The 21,839-nt window shown below is 62.7% G+C and carries 17 protein-coding genes; 11 read left to right on the top strand and 6 right to left on the bottom strand.

All coding sequences use genetic code 11. The features are described 5' to 3' along the window. The first annotated feature begins 4 nt into the window (after positions 1–4). The 4 genes from ACIQTW_RS07165 (at position 5) to ACIQTW_RS07150 (ending at position 6,917) form a co-directional block, all read left to right on the top strand. Positions 5–1,579 carry an NCS2 family permease gene (locus tag ACIQTW_RS07165; protein ID WP_402935367.1) on the top strand — a complete coding sequence of 525 codons (1,575 nt, stop codon included), beginning with the start codon at positions 5–7 and terminating at the stop codon, positions 1,577–1,579. 337 nt (positions 1,580–1,916) lie between these two features. Beyond that, positions 1,917–3,179, top strand: a complete 1,263-nt coding sequence (locus ACIQTW_RS07160) for an XdhC family protein (RefSeq protein ID WP_402935364.1) — start codon at positions 1,917–1,919, stop codon at positions 3,177–3,179. Continuing rightward, positions 3,170–4,108 (top strand): FAD binding domain-containing protein, encoded by a 939-nt coding sequence (locus ACIQTW_RS07155; protein WP_402935362.1) that lies wholly within the window; start codon positions 3,170–3,172, stop codon positions 4,106–4,108. The genes ACIQTW_RS07160 and ACIQTW_RS07155 overlap by 10 nt, the downstream gene beginning before the upstream one ends. Then, positions 4,098–6,917: a molybdopterin-dependent oxidoreductase gene (locus ACIQTW_RS07150; RefSeq protein WP_402935359.1), complete on the top strand. Its 2,820-nt coding sequence runs from the start codon at positions 4,098–4,100 to the stop codon at positions 6,915–6,917. The genes ACIQTW_RS07155 and ACIQTW_RS07150 overlap by 11 nt, the downstream gene beginning before the upstream one ends. A gap of 83 nt (positions 6,918–7,000) precedes the next feature. Here the strand turns inward: ACIQTW_RS07150 and ACIQTW_RS07145 are convergent, their stop codons facing one another. Beyond that, positions 7,001–7,468, bottom strand: coding sequence for a GNAT family N-acetyltransferase (locus ACIQTW_RS07145; protein WP_402935356.1), 468 nt, complete (start codon positions 7,466–7,468; stop codon positions 7,001–7,003). 39 nt (positions 7,469–7,507) lie between these two features. Further along, positions 7,508–8,146, bottom strand: coding sequence for a nicotine blue oxidoreductase (gene nboR / locus ACIQTW_RS07140; RefSeq protein ID WP_402935353.1), 639 nt, complete (start codon positions 8,144–8,146; stop codon positions 7,508–7,510). Between the two features lie 161 nt (positions 8,147–8,307). On the opposite strand from nboR, the gene ACIQTW_RS07135 reads away from it, so the two are divergent. Continuing rightward, on the top strand, positions 8,308–8,499 hold the full coding sequence (locus ACIQTW_RS07135) for a DUF1508 domain-containing protein (protein WP_044569301.1): 192 nt from the start codon (positions 8,308–8,310) through the stop codon (positions 8,497–8,499). 82 nt (positions 8,500–8,581) lie between these two features. Here the strand turns inward: ACIQTW_RS07135 and aceE are convergent, their stop codons facing one another. Next, the gene (gene aceE, locus ACIQTW_RS07130; RefSeq protein WP_402935349.1) at positions 8,582–11,356 is read right to left on the bottom strand and encodes a pyruvate dehydrogenase (acetyl-transferring), homodimeric type; all 2,775 of its coding nucleotides are present in this window, start codon (positions 11,354–11,356) and stop codon (positions 8,582–8,584) included. A 290-nt stretch (positions 11,357–11,646) separates the two neighbouring features. Here aceE and ACIQTW_RS07125 point away from each other — a divergent pair, with 290 nt between their 5' ends. The 4 genes from ACIQTW_RS07125 (at position 11,647) to ACIQTW_RS07110 (ending at position 16,547) form a co-directional block, all read left to right on the top strand. Beyond that, a complete protein-coding gene (locus tag ACIQTW_RS07125; protein ID WP_402935346.1) occupies positions 11,647–13,212 on the top strand; it encodes an NCS1 family nucleobase:cation symporter-1 in 1,566 nt (521 codons plus the stop codon). A 14-nt stretch (positions 13,213–13,226) separates the two neighbouring features. Then, a complete protein-coding gene (locus tag ACIQTW_RS07120) occupies positions 13,227–13,991 on the top strand; it encodes an aspartate/glutamate racemase family protein (protein ID WP_402935343.1) in 765 nt (254 codons plus the stop codon). Positions 13,992–14,025: 34 nt separating this feature from the next. Next, on the top strand, positions 14,026–14,793 hold the full coding sequence (locus ACIQTW_RS07115; RefSeq protein WP_402935340.1) for an SDR family oxidoreductase: 768 nt from the start codon (positions 14,026–14,028) through the stop codon (positions 14,791–14,793). A 266-nt stretch (positions 14,794–15,059) separates the two neighbouring features. Beyond that, a complete protein-coding gene (locus tag ACIQTW_RS07110; RefSeq protein ID WP_402935337.1) occupies positions 15,060–16,547 on the top strand; it encodes a cation:dicarboxylate symporter family transporter in 1,488 nt (495 codons plus the stop codon). A 64-nt stretch (positions 16,548–16,611) separates the two neighbouring features. Here the strand turns inward: ACIQTW_RS07110 and ACIQTW_RS07105 are convergent, their stop codons facing one another. Together ACIQTW_RS07105 and ACIQTW_RS07100 are read right to left on the bottom strand one after the other, a co-directional pair. Next, the gene (locus ACIQTW_RS07105) at positions 16,612–17,016 is read right to left on the bottom strand and encodes a sterol carrier family protein (RefSeq protein WP_402935334.1); all 405 of its coding nucleotides are present in this window, start codon (positions 17,014–17,016) and stop codon (positions 16,612–16,614) included. A gap of 21 nt (positions 17,017–17,037) precedes the next feature. Continuing rightward, a complete protein-coding gene (locus ACIQTW_RS07100) occupies positions 17,038–18,054 on the bottom strand; it encodes an asparaginase (RefSeq protein ID WP_402935331.1) in 1,017 nt (338 codons plus the stop codon). A gap of 111 nt (positions 18,055–18,165) precedes the next feature. Between ACIQTW_RS07100 and purD the strand changes: the two genes are divergently transcribed. Further along, positions 18,166–19,524: a phosphoribosylamine--glycine ligase gene (gene purD, locus ACIQTW_RS07095; RefSeq protein ID WP_402935328.1), complete on the top strand. Its 1,359-nt coding sequence runs from the start codon at positions 18,166–18,168 to the stop codon at positions 19,522–19,524. A gap of 2 nt (positions 19,525–19,526) precedes the next feature. Then, positions 19,527–20,465 (top strand): phosphoribosylaminoimidazolesuccinocarboxamide synthase, encoded by a 939-nt coding sequence (locus ACIQTW_RS07090; protein WP_402935326.1) that lies wholly within the window; start codon positions 19,527–19,529, stop codon positions 20,463–20,465. 75 nt (positions 20,466–20,540) lie between these two features. Here ACIQTW_RS07090 and ACIQTW_RS07085 read toward each other — a convergent pair whose 3' ends face one another. Further along, a complete protein-coding gene (locus ACIQTW_RS07085) occupies positions 20,541–21,806 on the bottom strand; it encodes a helix-turn-helix transcriptional regulator (protein ID WP_011776003.1) in 1,266 nt (421 codons plus the stop codon). Positions 21,807–21,839 lie beyond the last annotated feature (33 nt).

The raw sequence follows: 21,839 nt of genomic DNA, 5'->3' as shown, positions 1-21,839 counted from the left end.
TGACATGACAATCCTGGACAATTCCGCTGAAAAGCAGACAGCAGCTGAAAAGCAGGCTGCGCTCTTTCCCCAAGGAAACGGCGCAGGGCCCACAGCGGCAAAGCACACGGCAACCGGCCTGGCAGATGGAAACAAGAAGCCCCCGGTGTCGAACTCCTTCCTGGATAAGTTCTTCCAGATCTCGAAGCGTGGCTCAACGTTGGCCCGCGAATTCCGCGGCGGCCTGGTCACCTTCTTCACCATGGCGTACATCGTCATCCTGAATCCGCTCATCCTGGGTGGCTTCTCGGCGGAAAACGCCCCTACCGACGTCGCCGGTGGCTGGCTCTCAGCTGCGCAGGTTGGTGCCGTCACGGGCCTGACCGCCGGCGTCATGACCATCATTTTCGGTTTGGTCGCCAACCTGCCCTTCGGCCTTGCAGCCGGCTTGGGCATCAACTCGTTCCTCGCCGTCGCGGTCATCCAGGAAGTTACATGGCCAGAAGCCATGGGCCTGGTGGTCATCAACGGCATCCTGATTGTCATCTTCGGTGCTACCGGCGCCCGGACGGCGATCTTCAAGGCAGTTCCCAAAGAGCTCAAGGCCGCCATCACCGTTGGTATCGGCCTGTTCATCGCCTTTATCGGGTTCGTGGATTCCGGGTTCGTTCGCGCAACCACGGGGGGCCCACCGGTCCAGCTCGGCGACAACGGCTCCATCACGTCCATTCCCACCCTTGTTTTCATCATTGGCCTGCTGACCATGGGCATCCTCGTGGCACGCAAGATCCAAGGCGGTTTGCTGATCGGCATCGTCGCCACCACCATCCTCGCCGCTGTTGCCGAGGCCGTGTTCCACATTGGCCCAGGCACCGCCGACAACCCCGGCGGCTGGCACCTCAACGTGCCCATCCTGTCCAGCCAACTGGTGTCCGTCCCGGACCTCAGCCTGGTGGGCCAGTTCGATCTCTTCGGCTCCTTTGCCAGGATCGGCGGATTGGCTGCGACGATGTTGGTCTTCACCCTGGTGTTCACCAACTTCTTCGACGCCATGGGCACCATGACGGGCCTGGCCAAGAGCGCAGGCGTGGCACACAAAGACGGCACGTTTCCCAAGCTGAAGTCTGCCTTCATTGTTGAAGGCATGGGTGCAGTGGTGGGCGGCGCAACGTCCGGTTCGTCCAACACCGTGTACATCGACTCCGCTGCAGGCATCGGCGAAGGCGCACGGACCGGCCTGGCCTCGGTGGTCACCGGCCTGCTGTTCCTGGGTTCCATGTTCTTCACTCCGCTCACCTCGGTGGTCCCGTTGGAAGTAGCAGCAGCAGCCCTGGTGGTGGTGGGTGCGATGATGATGGCGCAAATTCGCGAGATCAAGTTCACCAAGTTCTCCATCGCCCTCCCGGCCTTCCTGACAATCGTGACCATGCCTCTGACGTACTCCATCGCCAACGGCATCGGCGTCGGCTTCATCTCCTTCGCGGTGATCAGCGCGGCGTCGGGCAAGGCCAAGAAGGTCCATCCGCTCATGTGGGTGGTCACGGCCGGGTTCATCATCTACTTCGCCCGCGGCCCGATCAACGCGCTGATGGGCGTCTAGCCCGGAGCTGCACCCGCGCCGGCGGGATACGTTCCGGCACTCCGATCGGCGGTCCGCCGGTACCCACCGCACGAATAGGCGTCCGCCGTCGTCGTCCCTATATAACAGGCACGACGGCGGGCGGCGGCCCTGGTGATTCAGGGACGGGCACCGACGCTCCGTCAGGGAACGGGGGCAGGGAGATGAAGCCCTTGCCCCCGTTCCTATGAACTCCCACTTTTACTGATTAACCGCGACTACCCCTCAACAACCTCTGAAAATGAGAATATGAGGCAAGATCGCGCACTGCTCCGGCCGGGCCATCTGGCCGGGACACCTGGAATAAGGATGTGTTGCCATGCTGGATCTGATGCCTTCGCTGGGCAGCTGGCGGCCTGCGGTCTCCGGCAAACTGTGTGCTGTGGCCACGATCGTAGGGACCGGCGGCTCCGTGCCGCGGCCCATGGGGACCTCCATGTTGGTCTCCGAAAACGGCGAAATTCTGGGCAGCTTGTCCGGAGGTTGCGTGGAAGGTGCCGTGGTGGAGGCGGCCTTGGAAGCAATGCGCGACGGCGGCCCTCGCCTAGAGTCTTTTGGCTACAGTTCCGAGGATGCGTTCGCCGTCGGACTCACCTGTGGAGGGGAACTGGAAGTCCACATCCAGCCGCTCCGGGCCGGATCGCCTGAACTTTCGGTTTTTGCTGAAACGCAACGTCCCGCAGCCCTGATCCGCCGCCTCGATGCCCATGGCGGAGTTATGGTGGTCAATGATCCCGTGCGGTTCCGGGCCATGGAATCCGAGGACCTGGCCAAGCTGCTGGGCGACCATCCCTCCACACTTTTCGCCGCTGCCGCGCAGGTGGAGCCGCTGCTCCAGGGTGGTCACGCCGGCTTGATCCGCTTGGCGCCGCCCGAGGGTTGCATTGATGGCTGGGTCACTACTGAGAGGCTGGCTTTGCCTCCACAGGAGGAGGCGCAGCCGGAGCCGATCACACTGTTTGTGGAAAGCCGGTTGCCGGCAGCCCGGATGCTGATCTTTGGAGCCAACGACTTTGGCGCGGCACTGCTACCTGCCGGGCAACTCCTCGGCTACAACGTCACGCTGTGCGACGCCCGGCCAGCCTTCGCGACGCAAAGCCGCTTCGCAGGCGCAGACCAAGTGGTCACTGATTGGCCACACCGTTACCTGGAAGCCGAGGCAGCCGCGGGACGCATCGATTCCCGCACTGTGGTGTGCATCCTGACCCACGACCCCAAATTCGATATCCCGCTGCTTGAGAGCGCCCTCCGGTTGAACCTGGCGTACGTCGGCGCGATGGGTTCCCGACGCAGCCACCGCCAACGGATCGATGCCTTGCTTGAGGCAGGCACTCCACCAGAGTCCCTGGAACGGCTGCATTCACCCATCGGGTTGAACCTCGGCGCCGTGACTCCTGCCGAAGTGGCGGTTTCCATCACGGCAGAAATCATCGCTGAGCGCGGCGCTGGCCGGAAGCAGGCCAAGGCACCTGGGTTCCCGTCGCTGAAGGACAGCGCCGGCCCGATCCACCCGGCGCCGGCCCACGCGGCCCCGGCTCATACAGCACCTCAACACCTCACTCAGGAGGACCCATGGACATGAACACCATCGAGGCCGTCGTCCCCACCACGGACCCGGCACAATGGCGCGATGGCGACGCCTGGCTCGCCGGAGGCACTGTCCTTTTCTCCTACGGCAGCACCGTCCTCAAACGGCTCCTTGACCTCGGCCAAGCAGAGTGGCCCGCCATCACCGTCACCGACCAAGGCATCGAACTGGCCGCCACCTGCACCGTAGCCGAGCTCTACGCCCTGCCGCGGTTGGCAGAAACAGCAGACCGCGAGTGGCCCGGATTGGCGCTGATCCGCCCGTGCTGCGACTCGTTCGTGGCCTCGTTCAAGATCTGGAACATGTCCACGGTGGGCGGCAACATTTGCACCGGCCTCCCGGCAGGACCCATGACGTCGCTGTGCGCAGGACTTGACGGCGAAGCCATCATCCTCAGTCCGGACGGCACCAGCCGCAAGGTTCCGGTGGCCGACGTCGTCACAGGCGATATGCAGACTGTCCTGGCACCGGGGGAGTTGCTCCGCAGCGTCCATCTGCCCGCCAGCGCACTCTCCGCCAGGGTTGCCTTCCGGCGCTTGTCGCTCAGCAACCTTGGCCGTTCCGGCGTGCTGCTGATCGGGCGGCTCGACCCCGACGGCGGTCTGGTCATCACAGTGACAGCGTCCACCAAAAGGCCGGTCCAGCTGAGGTTCCCCGCCGGGCAGGTTCCCGACGCCGGGACGCTGGCTGACGCCGTCGGAAATTCCATTCCGTGGCCGCTGTACCACGACGACATCCACGGGCTGCCTGCATGGCGGCGCGACATGACATTCAAGCTGGCCGAGGAAATTCGGGCCGAACTGCTGGGCGAATCCATGACCGTTTCCGGCGATTTTTGGCCGCCGCACAACACCTCGCCCCAGCCGTCCACCCAGCCAGCCGAAACAAGTACCCAGCAGAAGGAGGCCCGCAATGGCAATTGAAATAAACGGTTCTGCCTCACAGGCCACACCCCGCCCAGGACAATGCCTCCGCACCTTCCTTCGCGAGGAAGGCAACTTCGGCGTCAAGAAGGGCTGCGATGGCGGCGACTGCGGCGCCTGCACCGTGCACGTCGATGGCACCCCCGTCCACAGCTGCATCTACCCGGCAGTCCGCGCCGAAGGCAAAGCGGTGACCACCATCGAGGGCCTGTCCAAGGACGGCGAACTACACCCTGTGCAGGAGCAGTTCCTCGAGGCCCAGGGCTTCCAATGCGGCTTCTGTACCGCGGGCATGATGATGACGGCCGCGACGTTCGACGACGAGCAACGCGCCAACCTGCCCCGCAACCTCAAGGGCAACCTTTGCCGCTGCACCGGCTACCGCTCCATCGCGGACGCGGTCTGCGGTCACAGCAACGGCCACGCTGGTGAACACCAGCACGACGCCGGAGCTGACGTTTCGGGGGCGCAGACTCCCGCCGCTGTCCCAGCCACACCCGGCCAGCTCGGGGACAACGTTCCCGCCCCCGCCGGTCAAGCCGTGGTGACAGGAACCGCCCGGTACGCCTTGGATGTGCCGGCTGAACAACTTCAAGGCCTGCTGCACATGAAGCTCCTGCGTTCCCCGTATCCGCATGCCCGGATCGTGTCCATCGACAAAGCTCCGGCTTTGGCTGTTCCTGGCGTCGTCGCGGTTTTCACCCACGAAGACGCACCACAGCTGCTGTTTTCCAGTGCCCAACACGAGAACTACACCGACGACCCGGACGATTCACGCGTTCTGGACAACGTTGTGCGGTTCATTGGGCAGCGGGTTGCCGCTGTCGTTGCCGAATCCGTGGGTGCAGCCGAGGCCGGTGCCCGGGCATTGGCCGTGCAGTACGAACTCCTGGAGCCGGTGTTCACTCCGCAGGAGGCCATCCTCCCCGGAGCCCCGGCCATTCATGGGGAAAAGGACGGCATCTTCTCGCGGATTTCCCGCCCGCTCCAGAACGTGGTGGCAGAGGTCCATGCCGAACTGGGCAGCGTGGCTGACGGCTTTGCGGCTGCTGACTTCATTCACGAGCACACGTACAAGACGCAGCGCGTGCAGCACGTGGCGATGGAAACCCACGCGTCCATTGCCTGGCTGGATGACGACGGCCGCTTGATGATCCGTTCCTCCACGCAGGTGCCATTCCTGGTGAAGCGGACGCTGAGCCGGGTATTCAACCTGCCTCCTGAGACTATCCGGGTAGTGGCCGGACGGGTTGGCGGTGGCTTCGGCGGAAAGCAGGAAGTCCTCACTGAAGACCTGGTTGCCCTCGCGGCCCTTGCACTGCGGAAGCCCGTGCAGCTGGAATTCACCCGCACCGAGCAGTTCACGGCAACTACCACCCGGCACCCCTTCACCATCCATCTCAAGGCCGGAGCCAGCCGCGATGGTTCGCTCACCGCGCTGCAGTTGAACGTCCTCACCAACACCGGCGCCTACGGAAATCACGCTCCCGGCGTCATGTTCCACGGTTGCGGAGAATCGTTGGCCGTCTACAAGTGCGTGAACAAGAAAGTGGACGCCCACGCCGTCTACACCAACACGGTCCCCGCGGGTGCTTTCCGGGGTTATGGGCTGAGCCAGATGATCTTCGCAATCGAGTCGGCCATTGACGAACTCGCCATCGGGATAGGCATGGATCCGCTTGAGTTCCGGCTCAAGAACATGGTCCGGCCCGGCGATCACATGCTTTCCACAACACCGGAGCCCGAAGAAGACGTCCACTACGGAAGCTACGGCCTGGACCAGTGCGTGTCCTTGGTGCGGGACGCTCTGGACCGCGGCAAGGAACGCTACCGGGCAGCCGGCTTGGATGACTTGGGTCCGGATTGGGTGGTCGGGGAAGGCTCAGCCCTTTCCATGATCGACACCGTCCCGCCCCGCGGCCACTTCGCCCACACCCGGGTGAGCCTGGAAGCGAACGGAAGGTTCGCCGTCGACGTCGGTACTGCGGAATTCGGGAACGGCACCACAACCGTCCATGCACAGTTGGCTGCCACGGCCTTGGCTACCACGGCGTCCAAAGTGACGGTGCGGCAGTCCGATACCGACCTCTTGGAGCACGACACCGGCGCGTTCGGTTCGGCCGGAACCGTGGTGGCCGGCAAGGCGACATTGGGTGCCGCGCTGGAACTGGCCACGCGGATTCAAACGGTTGCCGCTTCGCTCAGAGGTGTTCCGTTGGGAGATTGCCGCTTGGTGGACGGCGCCGTTGAGTGCGGTGACCGTACGGTGCCCTTAACGGAAATCGTCGACGCCGCCCGGCTGCAAGGCGTTCGGCTCGCCACGGATGGCAACTGGGGCGGGACGCCGCGGTCGGTCGCGTTCAACGTTCACGGTTTCAGGGTTGCTGTTAATACGGGAACCGGTGAGCTGCGGATCCTGCAGAGTGTCCAGGCCGCCGATGCCGGTGTGGTGGTGAACCCGCGGCAGTGTCGCGGTCAGATCGAGGGCGGCATTGCGCAGGCCCTGGGTGCGGTGCTTTACGAGGAAGTGAAAGTGGACGACGCCGGGCGCGTCACCACGGACATCCTGCGGCAGTACCACATTCCTTCGTTCGCGGACGTGCCACGGAGCGAGGTCTATTTCGCCACTACCAACGACTCCACAGGACCTCTCGGCGCCAAGTCCATGAGCGAGAGCCCGTTCAACCCCGTGGCTCCCGCCTTGGCCAACGCGATCCGCAATGCCACCGGGATCCGCTTCGGCGAGCTGCCCATCGCGCGGGACAGGATCTACCTGGCCCTCCGCGACCGCACCACTGCCCCCGTCTAACCCAACTAACCCCTGTCCCGTGCCAACCCAACTAGGTGACAGCAAACGTCGGTATGAGCCCTCATTGAGACGTTTGCTGCTACCTACTTGGGGGAGACGGCGAGCTCCATGAACACACTGTTCGGGTCCAGGGTGTAATCCCCGAACGGCGGGCACTCCGTGAATCCGTGCCGGGCATACAAACGACGCGCGGGGGCGAAGTAGTCCTCGGTTCCCGTTTCCAGGCTCACGCGCTTGTAACCCAATCGGGCAGCTTCAGCCACGATGTGTTCCAGCATCCGGGTGGCCACTCCACGTCCACGGGCAATGGAAGTGGTGCGCATTGACTTGATCTCGGCGTGCCCGGGGGACAGCTCTTTCAGCGCTCCGCACCCCAGCAGCGCGCCGTCCTCCCGGGCTGTCCAGAACGTAATCGACTCATGCTTCAGCGCCGAGTGGTCCAGCGCATGAACACTTTCCGCAGGAGAAGTGGCGAACATATCGGCCAGGTGCTCGCTGAGGAGCAGGTGGACATCGGGGCGTGCGGGATCATCAGTCGCGATGCGGATCATGCACCTAAATTTACCCGCCGCTACCAGTCCAACCCGCCGCTACCCGTCCAACAGATGCAGCTGGTCCTTCGTGTCCAGGTCCTCACCGGAGCAGAGGTCGCTGCAATCCACCAAGTCCACGAGCCCAGGATGCGCCTTCAGGAATGAACGCGCACCCGTGTCGCCATTAGCAGCCGCGGCCGCTTCGGAGCGGAGTCCGACGTCGAAAATCACCGGGTGCCGACGCTTCAGGTGGCCGGACTCGTCCGGGTAGGCGGCTGCGGTGACCCTGCCGGGACGGTGACTACCCAGCAACCTGCTCACCGCCGTCGGCGTTAGTCCTGGCTGGTCCACCAGCGCCACCATGATGCTGTTCCCCGCCGCAGCCGCATCAATGCCGGCTCGGAATGATCCGGCCATTCCCTTGGCCCAATTCTCGTTCTCGACCACCACGTGCGTGCCAAGATCGGTGCTGCGCCGGACAAGATCGGCCTCAGCGCCGAGCACCACCACAACCTCGCGGCACCCGCCGTCGAACAGTGTGTCCGCGAGTACCTCCACCAAAGTCCTGCCTCGGAAGGGGAGCAGCGCCTTGGGGCCGCGACCAAGTCGCGTTCCTGCCCCTGCAGCGAGGAGCACGCCCGTGGTGGGGGCCGTGCCGGTGTCAGTCATATCCTCACGATACGCGCGGGGCTGCATGCGGTCTCTAGCTCCTTGGGTTCTTTCCAAGAGATCTACCAATATCGGTTGTAAATTACCGATCAGTAGGGCTTTTGGCGGTCTGAAATGGCCGATATGGTCGATGAGGGAGTTATGAAGTCAGCTCGGATACGCAACGTCGCGTGAAAGAACAGGGGAAAATGGCTGGCAGTTTTGAAATTCTCAAAGCAGGAACCAACTCATTCCGGTTCCGGCTAACCGCGGAGGATGGAACCGTTGTGGCAGTGTCGCCACAGTTTCCGAATCTGAAGGCGGTAGTGGCTGGTATCAACGCCGTTCGCGAGAATGCGGCAACCGGCTTCGTGGTCGATAGAAGGAACCTGGGCACCTAGGCCCGGTTCAACCAAACTCGCAAAAACGACAATGGCGGCAGCGTTCTTCACGAACGCTGCCGCCATTTTGTCATGCGGGTTGTTAGGCGTCGCCGCCTGCTCCGCCTGTGGTGCCGGCGTTTACATCCAGCAGTTTGTAGCGGTCAATGGCGTACGACGGCGCGCCCTCCTCTACTTCGCCCTTTGCGGCGAGGAGTTGGAGGGTTTTGGCGACGATGGAGTGGGTGTCGTTTTTGAAGTAGCGGCGTGCGGCTTGGCGGGTGTCGGAGAAGCCGAAGCCGTCTGCTCCGAGGGAGGCGAAGTCGTTGGGGATGAATTGGCGGATTTGGTCGGGGACGGCTTTCATGTAGTCGGACACGGCGATGACGGGTCCGGTGGTGCCGGCGAGTTGTTCGGTGATGAACGGGGTGCGGGCGGGTTGGCCGGGGTTGAGGAAGGCGTGTTCTTCGGCGGCGAGTCCGTCGCGTCGGAGTTCGTTCCAGGAGGTTACGGAGTAGATGTCGGCGGCGGCGTTCCAGTCTTGGGCGAGGATCCGTTGGGCTTCGAGGGCCCAGGGTACGGAGACGCCGGAGGCGAGGATGGTCGCGGTGGGCCGGTTCCCGGTGGTGCTGTCCGCTTCGGGGGCGGGGGCGAGGCGGTAGATGCCTTTGAGGAGTCCGTCGATGTCGAGGTTTTCGGGTTCGGCGGGTTGGGTGATGGGTTCGTTGTAGACGGTGAGGTAGTACATGACGTTACGGTCTTCACCGGTGCCGTCGGTGTTGTTGTCGCCGTACATTTCTTCGAGGCCGTGGCGGATGATGTGGCCGATTTCGTAGCCGTAGGCGGGGTCGTAGGTTTTCACGGCGGGGTTGGTGGAGGCCAGGATGGGGGAGTGCCCGTCGGCGTGTTGGAGTCCTTCGCCGGTGAGGGTGGTTCGTCCTGCGGTGGCGCCGATGATGAAGCCGCGGGTCATTTGGTCCGCGGCGGCCCAGAAGGAATCTCCGGTGCGTTGGAAGCCGAACATGGAGTAGAACACGTAGATCGGGACCAGGGGTTCGCCGTGGGTGGCGTAGGCGGTGCCGGCGGCGGTGAACGCTGCGACGGCGCCGGCTTCGTTGATGCCGGGGTGGATGAGTTGGCCGGCGGGTGATTCTTTGTAGGCCAGGACGAGGTCGCGGTCCACGGAGAGGTAGTTCTGGCCTTTGGGGTTGTAGATTTTCGCGGTCGGGAAGAACGCGTCCATGCCGAAGGTCCGGGATTCGTCGGGGACGACGGGCACGAACCGGGCCCCGAAGTTCTTATCCCGCATGAGGTCCTTCAACAACCTCACGAAGGCCATGGTGGTGGCGGCTTGTTGTTTCCCGGACCCGCGTTTGGCTACTTCGTAGGATTTCGCCTCGGGCAGGGTGACGGGGGTGTGGGTGCGGCGGCGTTCGGGAACGAACCCGCCGAGTTCGGCGCGGCGTTCCATCAGGTATTTGATTTCCGGGGCGTCCATGCCGGGGTGGTAGTACGGGGGCCGGTAGAGGTCCGCGTCGAGTTGGTCATCGCTGATGGGGATGCGGAGGTGGTCACGGAAGGCTTTGAGGTCTTCCATGGTCAGTTTCTTCATCTGGTGGGTGGCGTTGCGGCCTTCGAAGTGCGGGCCCAGGCCGTAGCCCTTGACCGTTTTGGCCAGGATCACGGTGGGTTTGCCCTTGAACTCGGTAGCTGCCTTGTACGCAGCGTAAACCTTGCGGTAGTCGTGACCGCCGCGTTTGAGGCCCCAGATCTGTTCGTCGTCCAGGTCCGCGACCATGTCCTTGGTCTGCGGGGACTTACCGAAGAAGTGTTCCCTCACGAACCCGCCGGACTCGGCCTTGTAGGTTTGGTAGTCACCATCGGGGGTTTCGTTCATGATCTTCACCAACGCCCCGTCCTTATCGGCTTCCAGGAGTGAGTCCCACTCCCGGCCCCAGACGACCTTGATCACGTTCCAGCCCGCACCGCGGAAGAACGCCTCGAGTTCCTGCATGATCTTGCCGTTACCGCGGACCGGTCCGTCCAGGCGCTGGAGGTTGCAGTTGATCACGAAGTTCAGGTTGTCCAGGTTCTCGTTCGCGGCGAGCTGGAGCAGGCCACGGGACTCGGGCTCGTCCATTTCCCCGTCGCCCAGGAACGCCCAGACCTGCTGCTCGGAGGTGTCCTTGATGCCACGGTTCTGCAGGTACCGGTTGGACTGGGCCTGGTAGATCGCGTTCATCGGGCCGATACCCATCGACACGGTCGGGAACTCCCAGAAATCCGGCATCAGGCGCGGGTGCGGGTACGAGGACAGGGCATGACCGGCCTTGGACTTTTCCTGACGGAACCCGTCCAGATCCTCTTCCGTGAGACGGCCTTCCATGAACGCCCTCGCGTACATGCCCGGCGAAGCGTGGCCCTGGAAGAACACCTGATCCCCGCCCGAAGGGTGGTCCTTGCCGCGGAAGAAGTGGTTGAAACCCACCTCATACAACGTCGCAGCACCGGCATAGGTGGAAATGTGCCCGCCGACACCAATATCGGAACGCTGCGCACGGTGGACCATCACCGCGGCATTCCACCGCATGTACGCCCGGTACCGGCGCTCGAACTCCTCGTTCCCCGGGAACTCAGCCTCCTGGTCCACCGGGATCGTGTTCACATAATCAGTGGTCGTCACCATCGGCACACCCACCGACCGGGCACCAGCACGCTGCAACAACGAACGCATAATGTACTGGGCACGCTCAGTACCCTGCTCCGCGATCAACGCATCAAGGGACTCAATCCACTCCGCGGTCTCTTCCGGATCACGATCAGGCAGCTGGGCAGTCAACCCGCTGAGGATGTGTGAGGTCTCTTCTCCTGCAGCCACGTCCAACCTCTCTTCATTGAATGTCTGGGCGCTTGCTCTGTGGGGGCGCTCAAGGAATTTCGTATTGTGAGAATAAAATTCTGCAATTCGAGATTACGTCTGCTGGTTGGGCAGCGTCAACACGGATTGCGTAACCGAAACAGTCAACTGGGAAACTCTCCACCAAGCAACCGAATGTGACCCTGCATACATGGGGAACCTTGACGTTACGTGACCTGAGTCATAGAGTGCTTTCACTATTCAATAACTAGATTCCGTATTGTGGAATCAGTACGAAGTGGAGATCCACGATGCAGACGACTTCATCAGTCGGCGTCACTGGGGCTCCGGGAGACGCAAACGCAGGTGGCCCCAACCATCCGGTCGTGGGAAACACTGACCTGTGCGCCATTGCTTCCGAAGCCGCAGGCCGTACCATCAGTCCCAGCCTTTACAACATCGACCTCGCACCCACTAAGGCCAAGGGTCGGAAGTGGACCAGCTACAGCATCTTTACCCTCTGGGCCAACGACGTCCACAGCCTGGGTAACTATGCCTTCGCCATCGGCCTGTTCTCTCTCGGCTTGGGTGGTTGGCAGATCCTGGTAGCCCTGGGCATCGGCGCCATTCTCTTGTTCGCGCTCCTGAACTTTTCCGGGTTCATGGGTGAGAAGACGGGTGTTCCCTTCCCCGTCATGAGCCGCATCAGCTTCGGCATCCGGGGAGCGCAGATCGCCAGCCTGGTTCGCGGCGCTGTTGCCGTGGCTTGGTTCGGCATCCAGACGTACCTGGCATCCGTGGTCCTCCGGGTCATGCTCGTGGCCATGGCACCGGGGTTGAAAGATCTGGACAGCAACTCCATCCTTGGCCTTTCAACCCTGGGCTGGTTGTCGTTCGTGGCGCTCTGGATCGTCCAGTTGGTTATCGTCAGCTTCGGCATGGAGATGATTCGCAAGTACGAGGCCTTCGCTGGTCCCATCATCCTGGTAACCATGGCTGCGATCGCCGTGTGGGTCTTCATCGAAGCCGGCGGCGCCATCCAGTGGAGCGGCATCAAGGGCCTCGAGGGGACCGAAATGTGGCTCACCATCTTTGCCGGCGGTGCCCTGTGGGTTTCCATCTATGGAACGTTCGTCCTGAACTTCTGCGACTTCACCCGGTCTTCGGCTTCCAAGAAGTCCATCGTCAAGGGCAACTTCTGGGGCATCCCCATCAACATGCTCGTCTTCGGCGCCATCGTCGTCGTTATGGCTGGCGGCCAGTACAAGATCAATGGCACCGTCATCGAGAGCCCCTCGGACATTGTGGAGAGCATTCCCAATACGCTTCTGTTGGTCCTTGCTTGCCTGGCCCTGTTGATCCTGACCATCGCCGTGAACCTGATGGCCAACTTCGTAGCTCCCGTCTACGCCCTGACCAACCTCTTCCCGCGGCACCTGAACTTCCGCAAGGCGGCCTGGGTCAGCGGCACTATCGGCTTGATCATCCTGCCGTGGAACCTTTACAACAACCCGATCGTGATCGTGTACTTCCTGGGTGGCCTTGGCGCTTTGCTCGGGCCCCTGTTCGGTGTGGTTATGGCCGATTATTGGCTGGTCCGTCGAGGCAAGGTCAATGTCCCGGAGCTCTACACGGAGGATCCCGAGGGCGCCTACTTCTACAAGCGCGGCGTGAACCCGAAGGCCATCATCGCGATGCTCCCGGCGGCAGGACTCGCCATTGCCATCGCTTTCATCCCAGCGCTGGCCGCGGCTGCTCCGTTTGCTTGGTTCATCGGAGCCGGCGTCGCAGCCCTGACGTACTTCGCTGTCGCGGACAAGAAGCAGGTCCACGAGGACGTCTCCGGCGAGCCGATCGCCGTCGCCAGCACCCACTGACACTGAGGAAACCCATGCGCATCCTTGTCGCAAACGTAAACACCACCCAGTCCATGACGGACTCCATCGCAGCTCAGGCCCGTGCCGCAGCGGCCCCTGGCACCGAAATCATCGGCATCACGCCTCGTTTCGGCGCCGACTCCTGCGAGGGCAACTTCGAAAGCTACCTCGCCGCGATCGCCGTCATGGATGCAGTGGTGAACTATCCCGAATCCTTCGACGCCGTCATCCAGGCCGGCTATGGCGAGCACGGCCGCGAAGGCCTCCAGGAACTCCTCGACGTCCCCGTAGTTGATATCACCGAGGCAGCAGCCAGCACCGCAATGTTCCTGGGCCACAAGTATTCGGTGGTCACCACACTGGACCGCGCCGTCCCGCTGATCGAGGACCGGCTCAAGCTCGCCGGTTTGGAGGCGCGATGCGCTTCTGTCAGGGCCAGTGGCATGGCCGTGCTGGAGCTCGAGGAATACCCGGAGCGTGCTGTCGAAGCCATTGTGAGTCAGGCGGAGCAGGCGGTTCAGAACGACAAAGCCGAGGTTATTGTTCTCGGTTGCGGCGGCATGGCCGGATTCGATGAACAAATCCGCCAGCGCACCGGAGTCCCTGTGGTGGATGGAGTGGCGGCGGCGGTCACCATCGCCGAGTCGCTGGTCCGCCTCGGCCTGTCCACGTCCAAGGTCAGGACCTATGCCACTCCGCGCCCGAAGACTGTCATAGGCTGGCCGATAACAGCCTCCCAGCCGGCAGCAGCAGTCCAGCCAGCTGAAGCCGCACGCTGACGCTGCCACGAGCAATTCCCCGAAAGGCAACCACATGACTGACTCCAGCCCTCCCGCAAACCCCAGGGTCGCCGTCGTGACCGGGGCCGGTTCGGGTATCGGAAGGGCGGTCGCCAGGCTGATGCTCGCCGAGGGTTACCGTGTTGCGCTTGCCGGCCGCCGGGAGGCGCAGCTCTTGGAAACTGCCGACGACCATCCGGACGCGCTGGCGGTTCCCTGCGATGTAACGGCGCCCGACGACGTCGCGCGCCTTTTCGCGGAGGTCCGCCAACGCTGGGGTCGGGTTGATGTGCTGTTCAACAATGCCGGCATCTTTGGGCCGGCGGGCGACGTGGGCGACATCAGTGTGGACGAGTGGGAAGCAACGCTTCGCGTGAACGTCACGGGCTCCATGTTGTGCGCTGCGGAGGCTGTGCGAACCATGAAATCCCAAGAGCCGCAAGGTGGCCGAATCATCAACAACGGCTCCATTTCGGCGCACTCACCCAGGCCCAAATCCGTAGCCTATACAGTCACCAAGCATGCGATGACAGGACTGACCAAGAGCATCGAGCTCGACGGCAGGGAGTTCGGCATTACGTGCGGGCAGATCGACATCGGTAATACCCGTACCGAAATCATGGACACCATCGGCGTAGGCTCCGGCGCGCTGCAGGCTGACGGCAGTCGCAAAGTGGAGCCCATGTTCCCTGTGGATGACGCTGCGCGTGCCGTGCTGATGATGGCCAACATGCCGGCGTCGGCCAGTGTCGGATCCTTGGTGGTGACGGCTGCCGGCATGCCCTTCGTGGGCCGCGGCTAGCCTCAAAGCACCGCCCAAACCGTGGGCCCGTGCCGCGACCACCCACTTTGATTCCTGAATGCCCGTGACACGCCTGTAGAAGGGTGTGCCGCGGGCATTTCCGCGTCAAAGAAGGTGGTGGACGCACCAACGTCGATACTCCAAACCAAATGTGACTTTCCATAATATGGAAATGTTATTTCCCCTTGCGGAATGGTGTGAGCAGGCTTACATTTGAAAAACCCCCTCAAAATGTGGGGCCGTTCCCAAATGATTGGTTCAGATCAATGAAGATCCCAGACTCCGCGGCGCTGAAGGCGAGTTCGGCCCCGCAGAAGAAAAAGCGGCTGTACCAGTCGCTCTTTTTTCAAATCCTGATCGCCGTCGTCGCAGGTGTACTCATCGGTCATTTTTGGCCGACAATTGGGTCCGCCCTCCGGCCACTGGGCGATGGATTCATTCAACTCATCAAGATGATCATCGCCCCGCTGATTTTCCTCGTGATCGTCACAGGCATCTCGGCAGTGGGCGACGTCAAGGCGGTCGGGAGGGTCGGGGTCAAGGCGCTCCTGTACTTTACCGGCGCCACTCTCTTCGCCCTCGTCTTCGGGCTCATCGTCGGAAATATCGTTCAGCCTGGTGCTGGCCTTAATATCGACCCCGCTACGCTTTCCCAGGACGCGCTCAACGCCAAGACCGGCAACGCGCCTCCCAAGGACGCTGCAGCGTTCATCCTGGATGTCATTCCCGTCAGCGTGATCGGTGCTTTTGCCAACAACAGCCTGCTTCAGGTGTTGTTCTTCTCCGTCTTCTTCGGTGCAGCCATCGTGGTCATCGGCCGCGAACGTTGCCTTCCGGTCATCAGCCTCATGGAAACGGTCCTGGAACTGATCTTCAAGATCATGTCCTGGATCATGAAAGTGGCTCCCATCGGTGCGTTCGGTGCCATGGCCTTCATCATCGGCCAGTACGGACTTGGCACGCTCAGCACTTACGCCCTCTTGATTGCGGCCTGCTACGGAGCAGCGATCATCTTCATCGGCCTGCTGTTCCTGGTTGCCTGGGGCTTCGCCCGGGTTCCGCTGTGGGCGTTCCTGAAGTACACCCGTGAAGAATTCCTGCTGGCACTCGGCACCGCCTCCACTGAAGCAGTGATGCCGCGCATCATGACCAAGCTGACCAACGCCGGCTGCTCCCGTGCCACTACCGGCCTTGTGGTTCCCACGGGCTACTCTTTCAACCTTGACGGCGCCGCAATCTACTTGTCCATTTCGCTGCTGTTCCTGGCGCAGGCCTTCGGCCACAACCTTGACCTTGGCCAGCAGCTGGCGGCGTTGGGCGTCCTGCTCCTTACCTCCAAGGGCATGGCCGGCGTACCGGGTTCGTCCTTCCTGGCACTCTCCGCCACGGCAGCCGCGCTGGGCATCTTCCCGGTCGCCGGCGTCGCGCTTCTCCTCGGAGCCGACCGCCTCATGGACTCCATGCGCGTTGTGGTGAACCTGCTGGGCAACTGCGTGGCAACGTTCGTGGTGGCCAAATGGGAAGGCCAGTTTGACCGCAGCGTCATGCTCCGCGCCTTCAACGGCGAGATCACCAACCACGATTCCGCCATCATGCTCGGCAAGGAAGAAGTCTTCGAGGAGCAGGAACTCGAACGCATCAGCGGCGGCCAGGAGCCTTCGCCCAAGTTCCGTGGCGGCCCCGCTGCGGAGGACATCCCGCAGTTCGAAATGAGCAAACGGGGCCAACCAACCACCCCGGTCTGCCCGGACTAATACAGCCCAGAGCATGAGGCCCCTCAAGACGATTCTTGAGGGGCCTCAGCTGTGTAAGAACCCGCTAAAGGGGCAGCAGCTCCGAGAGGTCGGCACGTAAACCGGACGCAGTCAGCCTGTGTTCTGAAACAGCGTCCGCCCACGAAATCCTGCCCGTCACCAGCGAAAGCCAGGTGACGGCGTCGCACTCGATCACGTTCGGGGGAGTGCCGCGTGTGTGGCGGGGCCCCTCCACGCACTGCGTCACACCGAACGGCGGCACGCGGACTTCCACGGAGTTGCCGGGGGCGCGGGCGGTGACTTCCTCCAGGGAGTAGCGGACCGCCGTCGCAATTAAAGAGCGCGACGGCGGTGTCCCGGCTACGCCTCCCGGCTCACCTGAACTCCCGGAAGGCTCGACGGCGGCCTGCCAGGCTGCCAGGGCGGCCCGGCCTTCCTCTAAATTGACCCGGCGTCGTGCAACAGCCATCTGTTCTTCTCCTCAGAAGTACTAGTCCAGCAGGGCGGAGACAGCGTGACCCAACCGGATCTTGCCCACTTCGTGGCCGCCGCCGAGCACGGGCTCCACCACGCGCTCCAGAACGCTGGAAACTGCAGGGATGTCCACGGCACCGCTCACGGCCAGGAGCGTCAGTCCTACCAAGGACGTAGCGCGAAGGTTCCCGTCCAGCATCTTCACGGCCACCGTGGCGCCTGTGGGAGTCGCCAGGACCAGGACACCCTCGGCCCCGATCTTGGCCAGGACATCCAGTTCCTCCATGACGATCGTGTTGGACTCACCCTTGCCTTGGACGGCCCAGGGGTAGTCCAGCATGGACGTGGCGATGGTGGCGGCACGTGCGTTGGACGACTTATCGCCCGGGGATTTGGCCAAGCGGGAGTAGGCACGGGCCAGGCCGGTCAGCGAGATGGCGGCAACAGGTGCGCCACAGCCGTCGATGCCCAAGTGGGAGATGGTTTCGCCACTGTATTCCTCAATCACGGAGCGAACGCGCTGCTGCAATGGGTGGTTGGGTTCGAGGTAGCTGCGCAGGTCCCAGCCGTTTTCGGTGCAAGCCCACAGGAATGCTGCGTGTTTGCCGGAGCAGTTGAAGGCCAGCTTGGATTGTCCTCGTTCGGAGCGGACCAGCCAGTTGCGGGCCGTTTCGTCCTGGGGCCAGGCGGTGGGGCACTGGAGGTTTTCTTCTTTAACACCCGCTGCTTTGAGCATCCCTTCAACAACATCCATATGATCCAGGGAACCAGTGTGGCTGCCACAAGCGACAGCAACTTGCGCGCCACGCAGGGGCACACCGGATTGCATTGAAGCCAGGGCCTGGAAGGGTTTGAGGGTGGAGCGGGCGAGGACGGGAGCGTCGATGTCACCAAGACGGGTGACCACCGAGCCATCACCGGCAAGAACCACGGCCGCGCCGATGTGCCGGGACTCAATAAAGCCACTTCGTTCGATCACTGCCAGTTCCACCGCGGACTCAACGTTGAACGTTTCATGCGAACTTATGGGCATGAAGCAAGTCTAGGGGCGCTGCAGGGTGGTTCCCCGGTCATACGCGCGCCCGCGCGCGTGATCCCCTGCACGTGAGCCGTACACGGTGGGCCGTATCCACAGGTCCGGTGAATGACACAGCTTAGGCCCCGCGCCCTTCACAAAGTACCCTTGAGGACTGTGAAGGTACTCGTCATTGGCCCAGGCGGCCGCGAACACGCCATTGTCCGCTCTCTGCTTGAAGATCCCAACGTTTCCGAGGTCCACGCGGCCCCGGGCAACGCGGGCATCAGCAAACTCGTTCCCACCCATGCGATTGACGGGAACAACCCGGAAGCCGTGTCCGCCCTCGCCACCAAGCTGGGCGTGGACCTGGTTGTCGTAGGACCCGAGGCGCCTTTGGCTGCCGGTGTGTCCGACGCCGTCCGCGAAGCCGGTATCCCGGTGTTCGGTCCCAGCAAGGAAGCAGCCCAGCTGGAGGCTTCGAAGGCGTTCGCCAAGCAGATCATGGCTGAAGCCAACGTTCCCACTGCTATGGCACGCGTTGCCACCAACGCTGACGAAGCTGCTGACGCCTTGGACACCTTTGGTGCCCCGTATGTAGTCAAGGACGACGGCCTGGCCGCCGGTAAGGGCGTGGTGGTCACCAAGGACCGCGCCGAGGCCTTGGCACATGCACAGGCGTGCTTCGACGCCGGTGGAACGGTGGTCATCGAGGAATTCCTTGATGGCCCCGAAGTTTCCCTGTTCGTCCTCTGCGACGGCCGCACCACCGTCCCCTTGTCCCCGGCGCAGGATTTCAAGCGCATCTTCGATAACGACGAAGGTCCCAACACCGGCGGCATGGGCGCGTACACGCCGCTTGAATGGGCTCCCCAGGGCCTGGTTCAGGAAGTCATCGACCGCGTTGCCCAGCCAACCGTGGACGAGATGGCCCGCCGTGGCACCCCTTTCGTTGGTGTGCTGTACTGCGGCCTGGCCCTGACTTCCCGAGGCATGCGCGTCATCGAGTTCAACGTACGCTTCGGCGACCCCGAAACGCAGGCCGTCCTCGCACGGCTCAAGACCCCTCTCGGCGCGCTGCTGCTGGCAGCTGCCAAGGGCGAACTGGACACGGCAGAAGAGCTGCGCTGGTCCAAGGACACGGCAGTCGCCGTCGTCGTTGCTGCCGAAAACTACCCGGATGCACCTCGCACAGGCGATCGCATCCGTGGCCTGAAGAAGGTGGACGAACTGGACGGTGTCCACGTAGTCCACGCCGGCACCACGCTGGATGAAGAGGGCAAAGTGGTCTCGGCCGGCGGCCGTGTCCTTGCTGTTGTCGCACTCGGTTCAGATCTGGTTGAGGCCCGTGAAAAGGCGTACGACGGCGTTGAACTGGTTCAGCTTGAAGGCTCACAGTTCCGTACGGACATCGGAGGCAAAGCCGCCCGCGGCGAAATCCGCGTTCCGTACACGGCTACAGGAACCATCCCGAAAGTGCAGGCCTGAGCATGACTGAAGGCATCCCTACGGGCGGCTTCGAAACCGAAACGCTGGAACTTCCGGGCTGGACGCACGTCTACTCCGGCAAGGTCCGCGATCTCTACGTCCCGGCAGATGAAGCAATCACTGAAAGGATCGGCCAGGAATGCGTGCTGGTTGTCGCCAGCGACCGCATCAGCGCCTACGATCACGTGCTGAGCAGCGAAATCCCGGACAAGGGCCGCGTCCTGACGCAGCTGAGCTTGTGGTGGTTCGATCAGTTGGATGTTGAGCACCACGTGCTGGCGTCCACGGTTGAGGGGGGCGTTCCTGCCGCGGTCGAGGGCCGCGCCATGATCTGCAAGAAGCTGGACATGTTCCCTGTGGAGTGCATCGCGCGCGGTTACCTCACCGGCTCCGGCCTGGCTGAGTACAAGGAATCCCGCACGGTCTGCAGCATTCCGCTGCCCGAGGGCCTGGTTGACGGTTCACGCTTGGAAAAGGCGCTCTTCACTCCCTCTGCCAAGGCCGAAGTTGGCGAGCACGACGTCAACATCACGTATGACGATGTAGTGGCCATGGTGGGCGATGACATCGCTGCCCGCCTCAGCGAACTCACGCTGAAGATCTACACCCGCGCTGAGGAGATCGCCCGCGAACGCGGCATCATCCTGGCCGACACCAAGGTGGAGTTCGGCATCGACGCGGCAACCGGCATCATCACCCTGGGCGACGAAGTCCTTACCCCGGACTCTTCACGGTTCTGGGATGCGTCCACCTACGCGCCGGGACAGTCGCAGCCTTCGTACGACAAGCAGTATGTCCGTGACTGGCTGACTTCCGCCGAGTCCGGCTGGGACAAGTCCTCCGACACTCCGCCGCCGGCACTGCCTGCCGATGTTGTGGAGCGCACCCGTGCCCGCTATGTGGAGGCTTTCGAGAAGCTCACGGGGCGCACCTTCGCCTAGAAGCACCCAGCTGAGTCGCAGTTCAGGCCGTTCTGAGCTCTCACAACGGCCTGAACTGCGACTTACTTGGGTAAATCAGGCTTCCGAGTGTTCTTTCGCGGCACGGCGCTCGGCGAGGCGGATCTCCAGCACTGCGTCCATGGCCTGCTGAACCCGGTCCGACGCTCCTGCCGCACTGAAGTCGTGCTGCGCCTCTTCCAGGAACTGGAGCGCTTCAGCAGCTTCCCCTGCGGCTTTCAAGGACTTGCCCAGCAGCAGCGAAACTTCACCGGCCGTGTGCCTGGCCAATACCTTGCGGTCTGCGTAGATTTCGCGGAGCTTCTCGACGGCGGCAGGGATGTCCCCGGTCAGGTACAGCCAGCGGGCGCGGATGAAGGCGACTTCGAGCTGGTCTGTCTTGTTTCCGCCCACAATGGACAGTGCGAGTTCTGCACGCTCAATGGCGGACAACGTTTCCGGTTCCACAATCCCCGAGGACAACCGAACGGCTGCGGATGCCTTGTTGAAACGGGCCCACAGCTCAATGTCGTTGGCGGGGGAGAGGAGTTTGGCTGCACGCTCGTGGTGCTTGATGCCCTCTACATAGTCGTGGCGCATGAAGGCGACGTTGCCAACCACCCAAGCGACTTCGCCGGCCAATTGCGACATGGAGTGCTCGTCCATGTGCTCGATCATGGCCAGGCAGTACTGCCAAGCTTCGTCCAGCTTGCCGCTCTCGGCCAGGGCACCAATCAGCGCGCGGTGCGCACCGATGATGAGCGTGGATCCCTTGGGCAGCTGCTCGCTGAGCTTTACGGCTTGCTTGGCATGCTCGACGGCGGTGGCCAGCTGGCCTTGTCCGTGACACACCGCGGCAAGCATCTGCCAGGCGCGGACTCCAAGGCCAGCGGATTCGGTGGCCATGGGGTGTTCCAGGAGGTGCTCAACGATTTGCTGGCATTCCTTCAACTGGCCTTGCTTCATCACGCACTCGGCCTGCATATAGGTCATGTTCCACCAGGCGCTGTTGTTCTTGGCCTCGAGGGCAATCTGCGCGGCTGTGGCAGCGTGGCTGGCGGCGAGCTGGTAGTCCCGGAGGTCCCAGGCCTGCCGGGCGTAAAGACCGGCGAGGACATACTCGGCATCACTCACGGAAACCGGCTGGCTCCAAGCTTCCAAGGCCTTCGGTGCAAGTTCAAGCCTGCGGGCCAGCTCCTCGATGACTTCGGCCGTCGGCTCACGCCGTCCTGTCTCGAGCAGCGAAATATAGCTCGGGGAATACAGGTTTTTGCCCAGCTCTGCCTGCGTCAACCCACGTTCGAGCCGTTCGGCACGTAGCTTCTCGCCGAATCCGTTTCCCACGGGCCCTCCTACAGGTGTCTTTTGACCAAAACC

The sequence above is a fragment of the Paenarthrobacter sp. NPDC090517 genome, from assembly GCF_044769165.1.
GTDB lineage: Bacteria > Actinomycetota > Actinomycetes > Actinomycetales > Micrococcaceae > Arthrobacter.
This window is presented reverse-complemented; position numbering and strand designations above follow the sequence as displayed.

What these genes read in the sequence shown, in the direction of transcription:
- ACIQTW_RS07160 (WP_402935364.1), top strand. Translation starts at nt 1,917, where the DNA reads ATGCTGGATCTGATGCCTTCGCTGGGCAGCTGGCGGCCTGCGGTCTCC.
- nboR (WP_402935353.1), bottom strand. Translation starts at nt 8,146, where the DNA reads ATGCAGCCCCGCGCGTATCGTGAGGATATGACTGACACCGGCACGGCC.
- ACIQTW_RS07150 (WP_402935359.1), top strand. Translation starts at nt 4,098, where the DNA reads ATGGCAATTGAAATAAACGGTTCTGCCTCACAGGCCACACCCCGCCCA.
- ACIQTW_RS07110 (WP_402935337.1), top strand. Translation starts at nt 15,060, where the DNA reads ATGAAGATCCCAGACTCCGCGGCGCTGAAGGCGAGTTCGGCCCCGCAG.
- ACIQTW_RS07115 (WP_402935340.1), top strand. Translation starts at nt 14,026, where the DNA reads ATGACTGACTCCAGCCCTCCCGCAAACCCCAGGGTCGCCGTCGTGACC.
- purD (WP_402935328.1), top strand. Translation starts at nt 18,166, where the DNA reads ATGACACAGCTTAGGCCCCGCGCCCTTCACAAAGTACCCTTGAGGACT.
- ACIQTW_RS07090 (WP_402935326.1), top strand. Translation starts at nt 19,527, where the DNA reads ATGACTGAAGGCATCCCTACGGGCGGCTTCGAAACCGAAACGCTGGAA.
- ACIQTW_RS07165 (WP_402935367.1), top strand. Translation starts at nt 5, where the DNA reads ATGACAATCCTGGACAATTCCGCTGAAAAGCAGACAGCAGCTGAAAAG.
- ACIQTW_RS07120 (WP_402935343.1), top strand. Translation starts at nt 13,227, where the DNA reads ATGCGCATCCTTGTCGCAAACGTAAACACCACCCAGTCCATGACGGAC.
- ACIQTW_RS07155 (WP_402935362.1), top strand. Translation starts at nt 3,170, where the DNA reads ATGGACATGAACACCATCGAGGCCGTCGTCCCCACCACGGACCCGGCA.
- ACIQTW_RS07125 (WP_402935346.1), top strand. Translation starts at nt 11,647, where the DNA reads ATGCAGACGACTTCATCAGTCGGCGTCACTGGGGCTCCGGGAGACGCA.
- ACIQTW_RS07135 (WP_044569301.1), top strand. Translation starts at nt 8,308, where the DNA reads ATGGCTGGCAGTTTTGAAATTCTCAAAGCAGGAACCAACTCATTCCGG.
- ACIQTW_RS07145 (WP_402935356.1), bottom strand. Translation starts at nt 7,468, where the DNA reads ATGATCCGCATCGCGACTGATGATCCCGCACGCCCCGATGTCCACCTG.
- ACIQTW_RS07105 (WP_402935334.1), bottom strand. Translation starts at nt 17,016, where the DNA reads ATGGCTGTTGCACGACGCCGGGTCAATTTAGAGGAAGGCCGGGCCGCC.
- ACIQTW_RS07100 (WP_402935331.1), bottom strand. Translation starts at nt 18,054, where the DNA reads ATGCCCATAAGTTCGCATGAAACGTTCAACGTTGAGTCCGCGGTGGAA.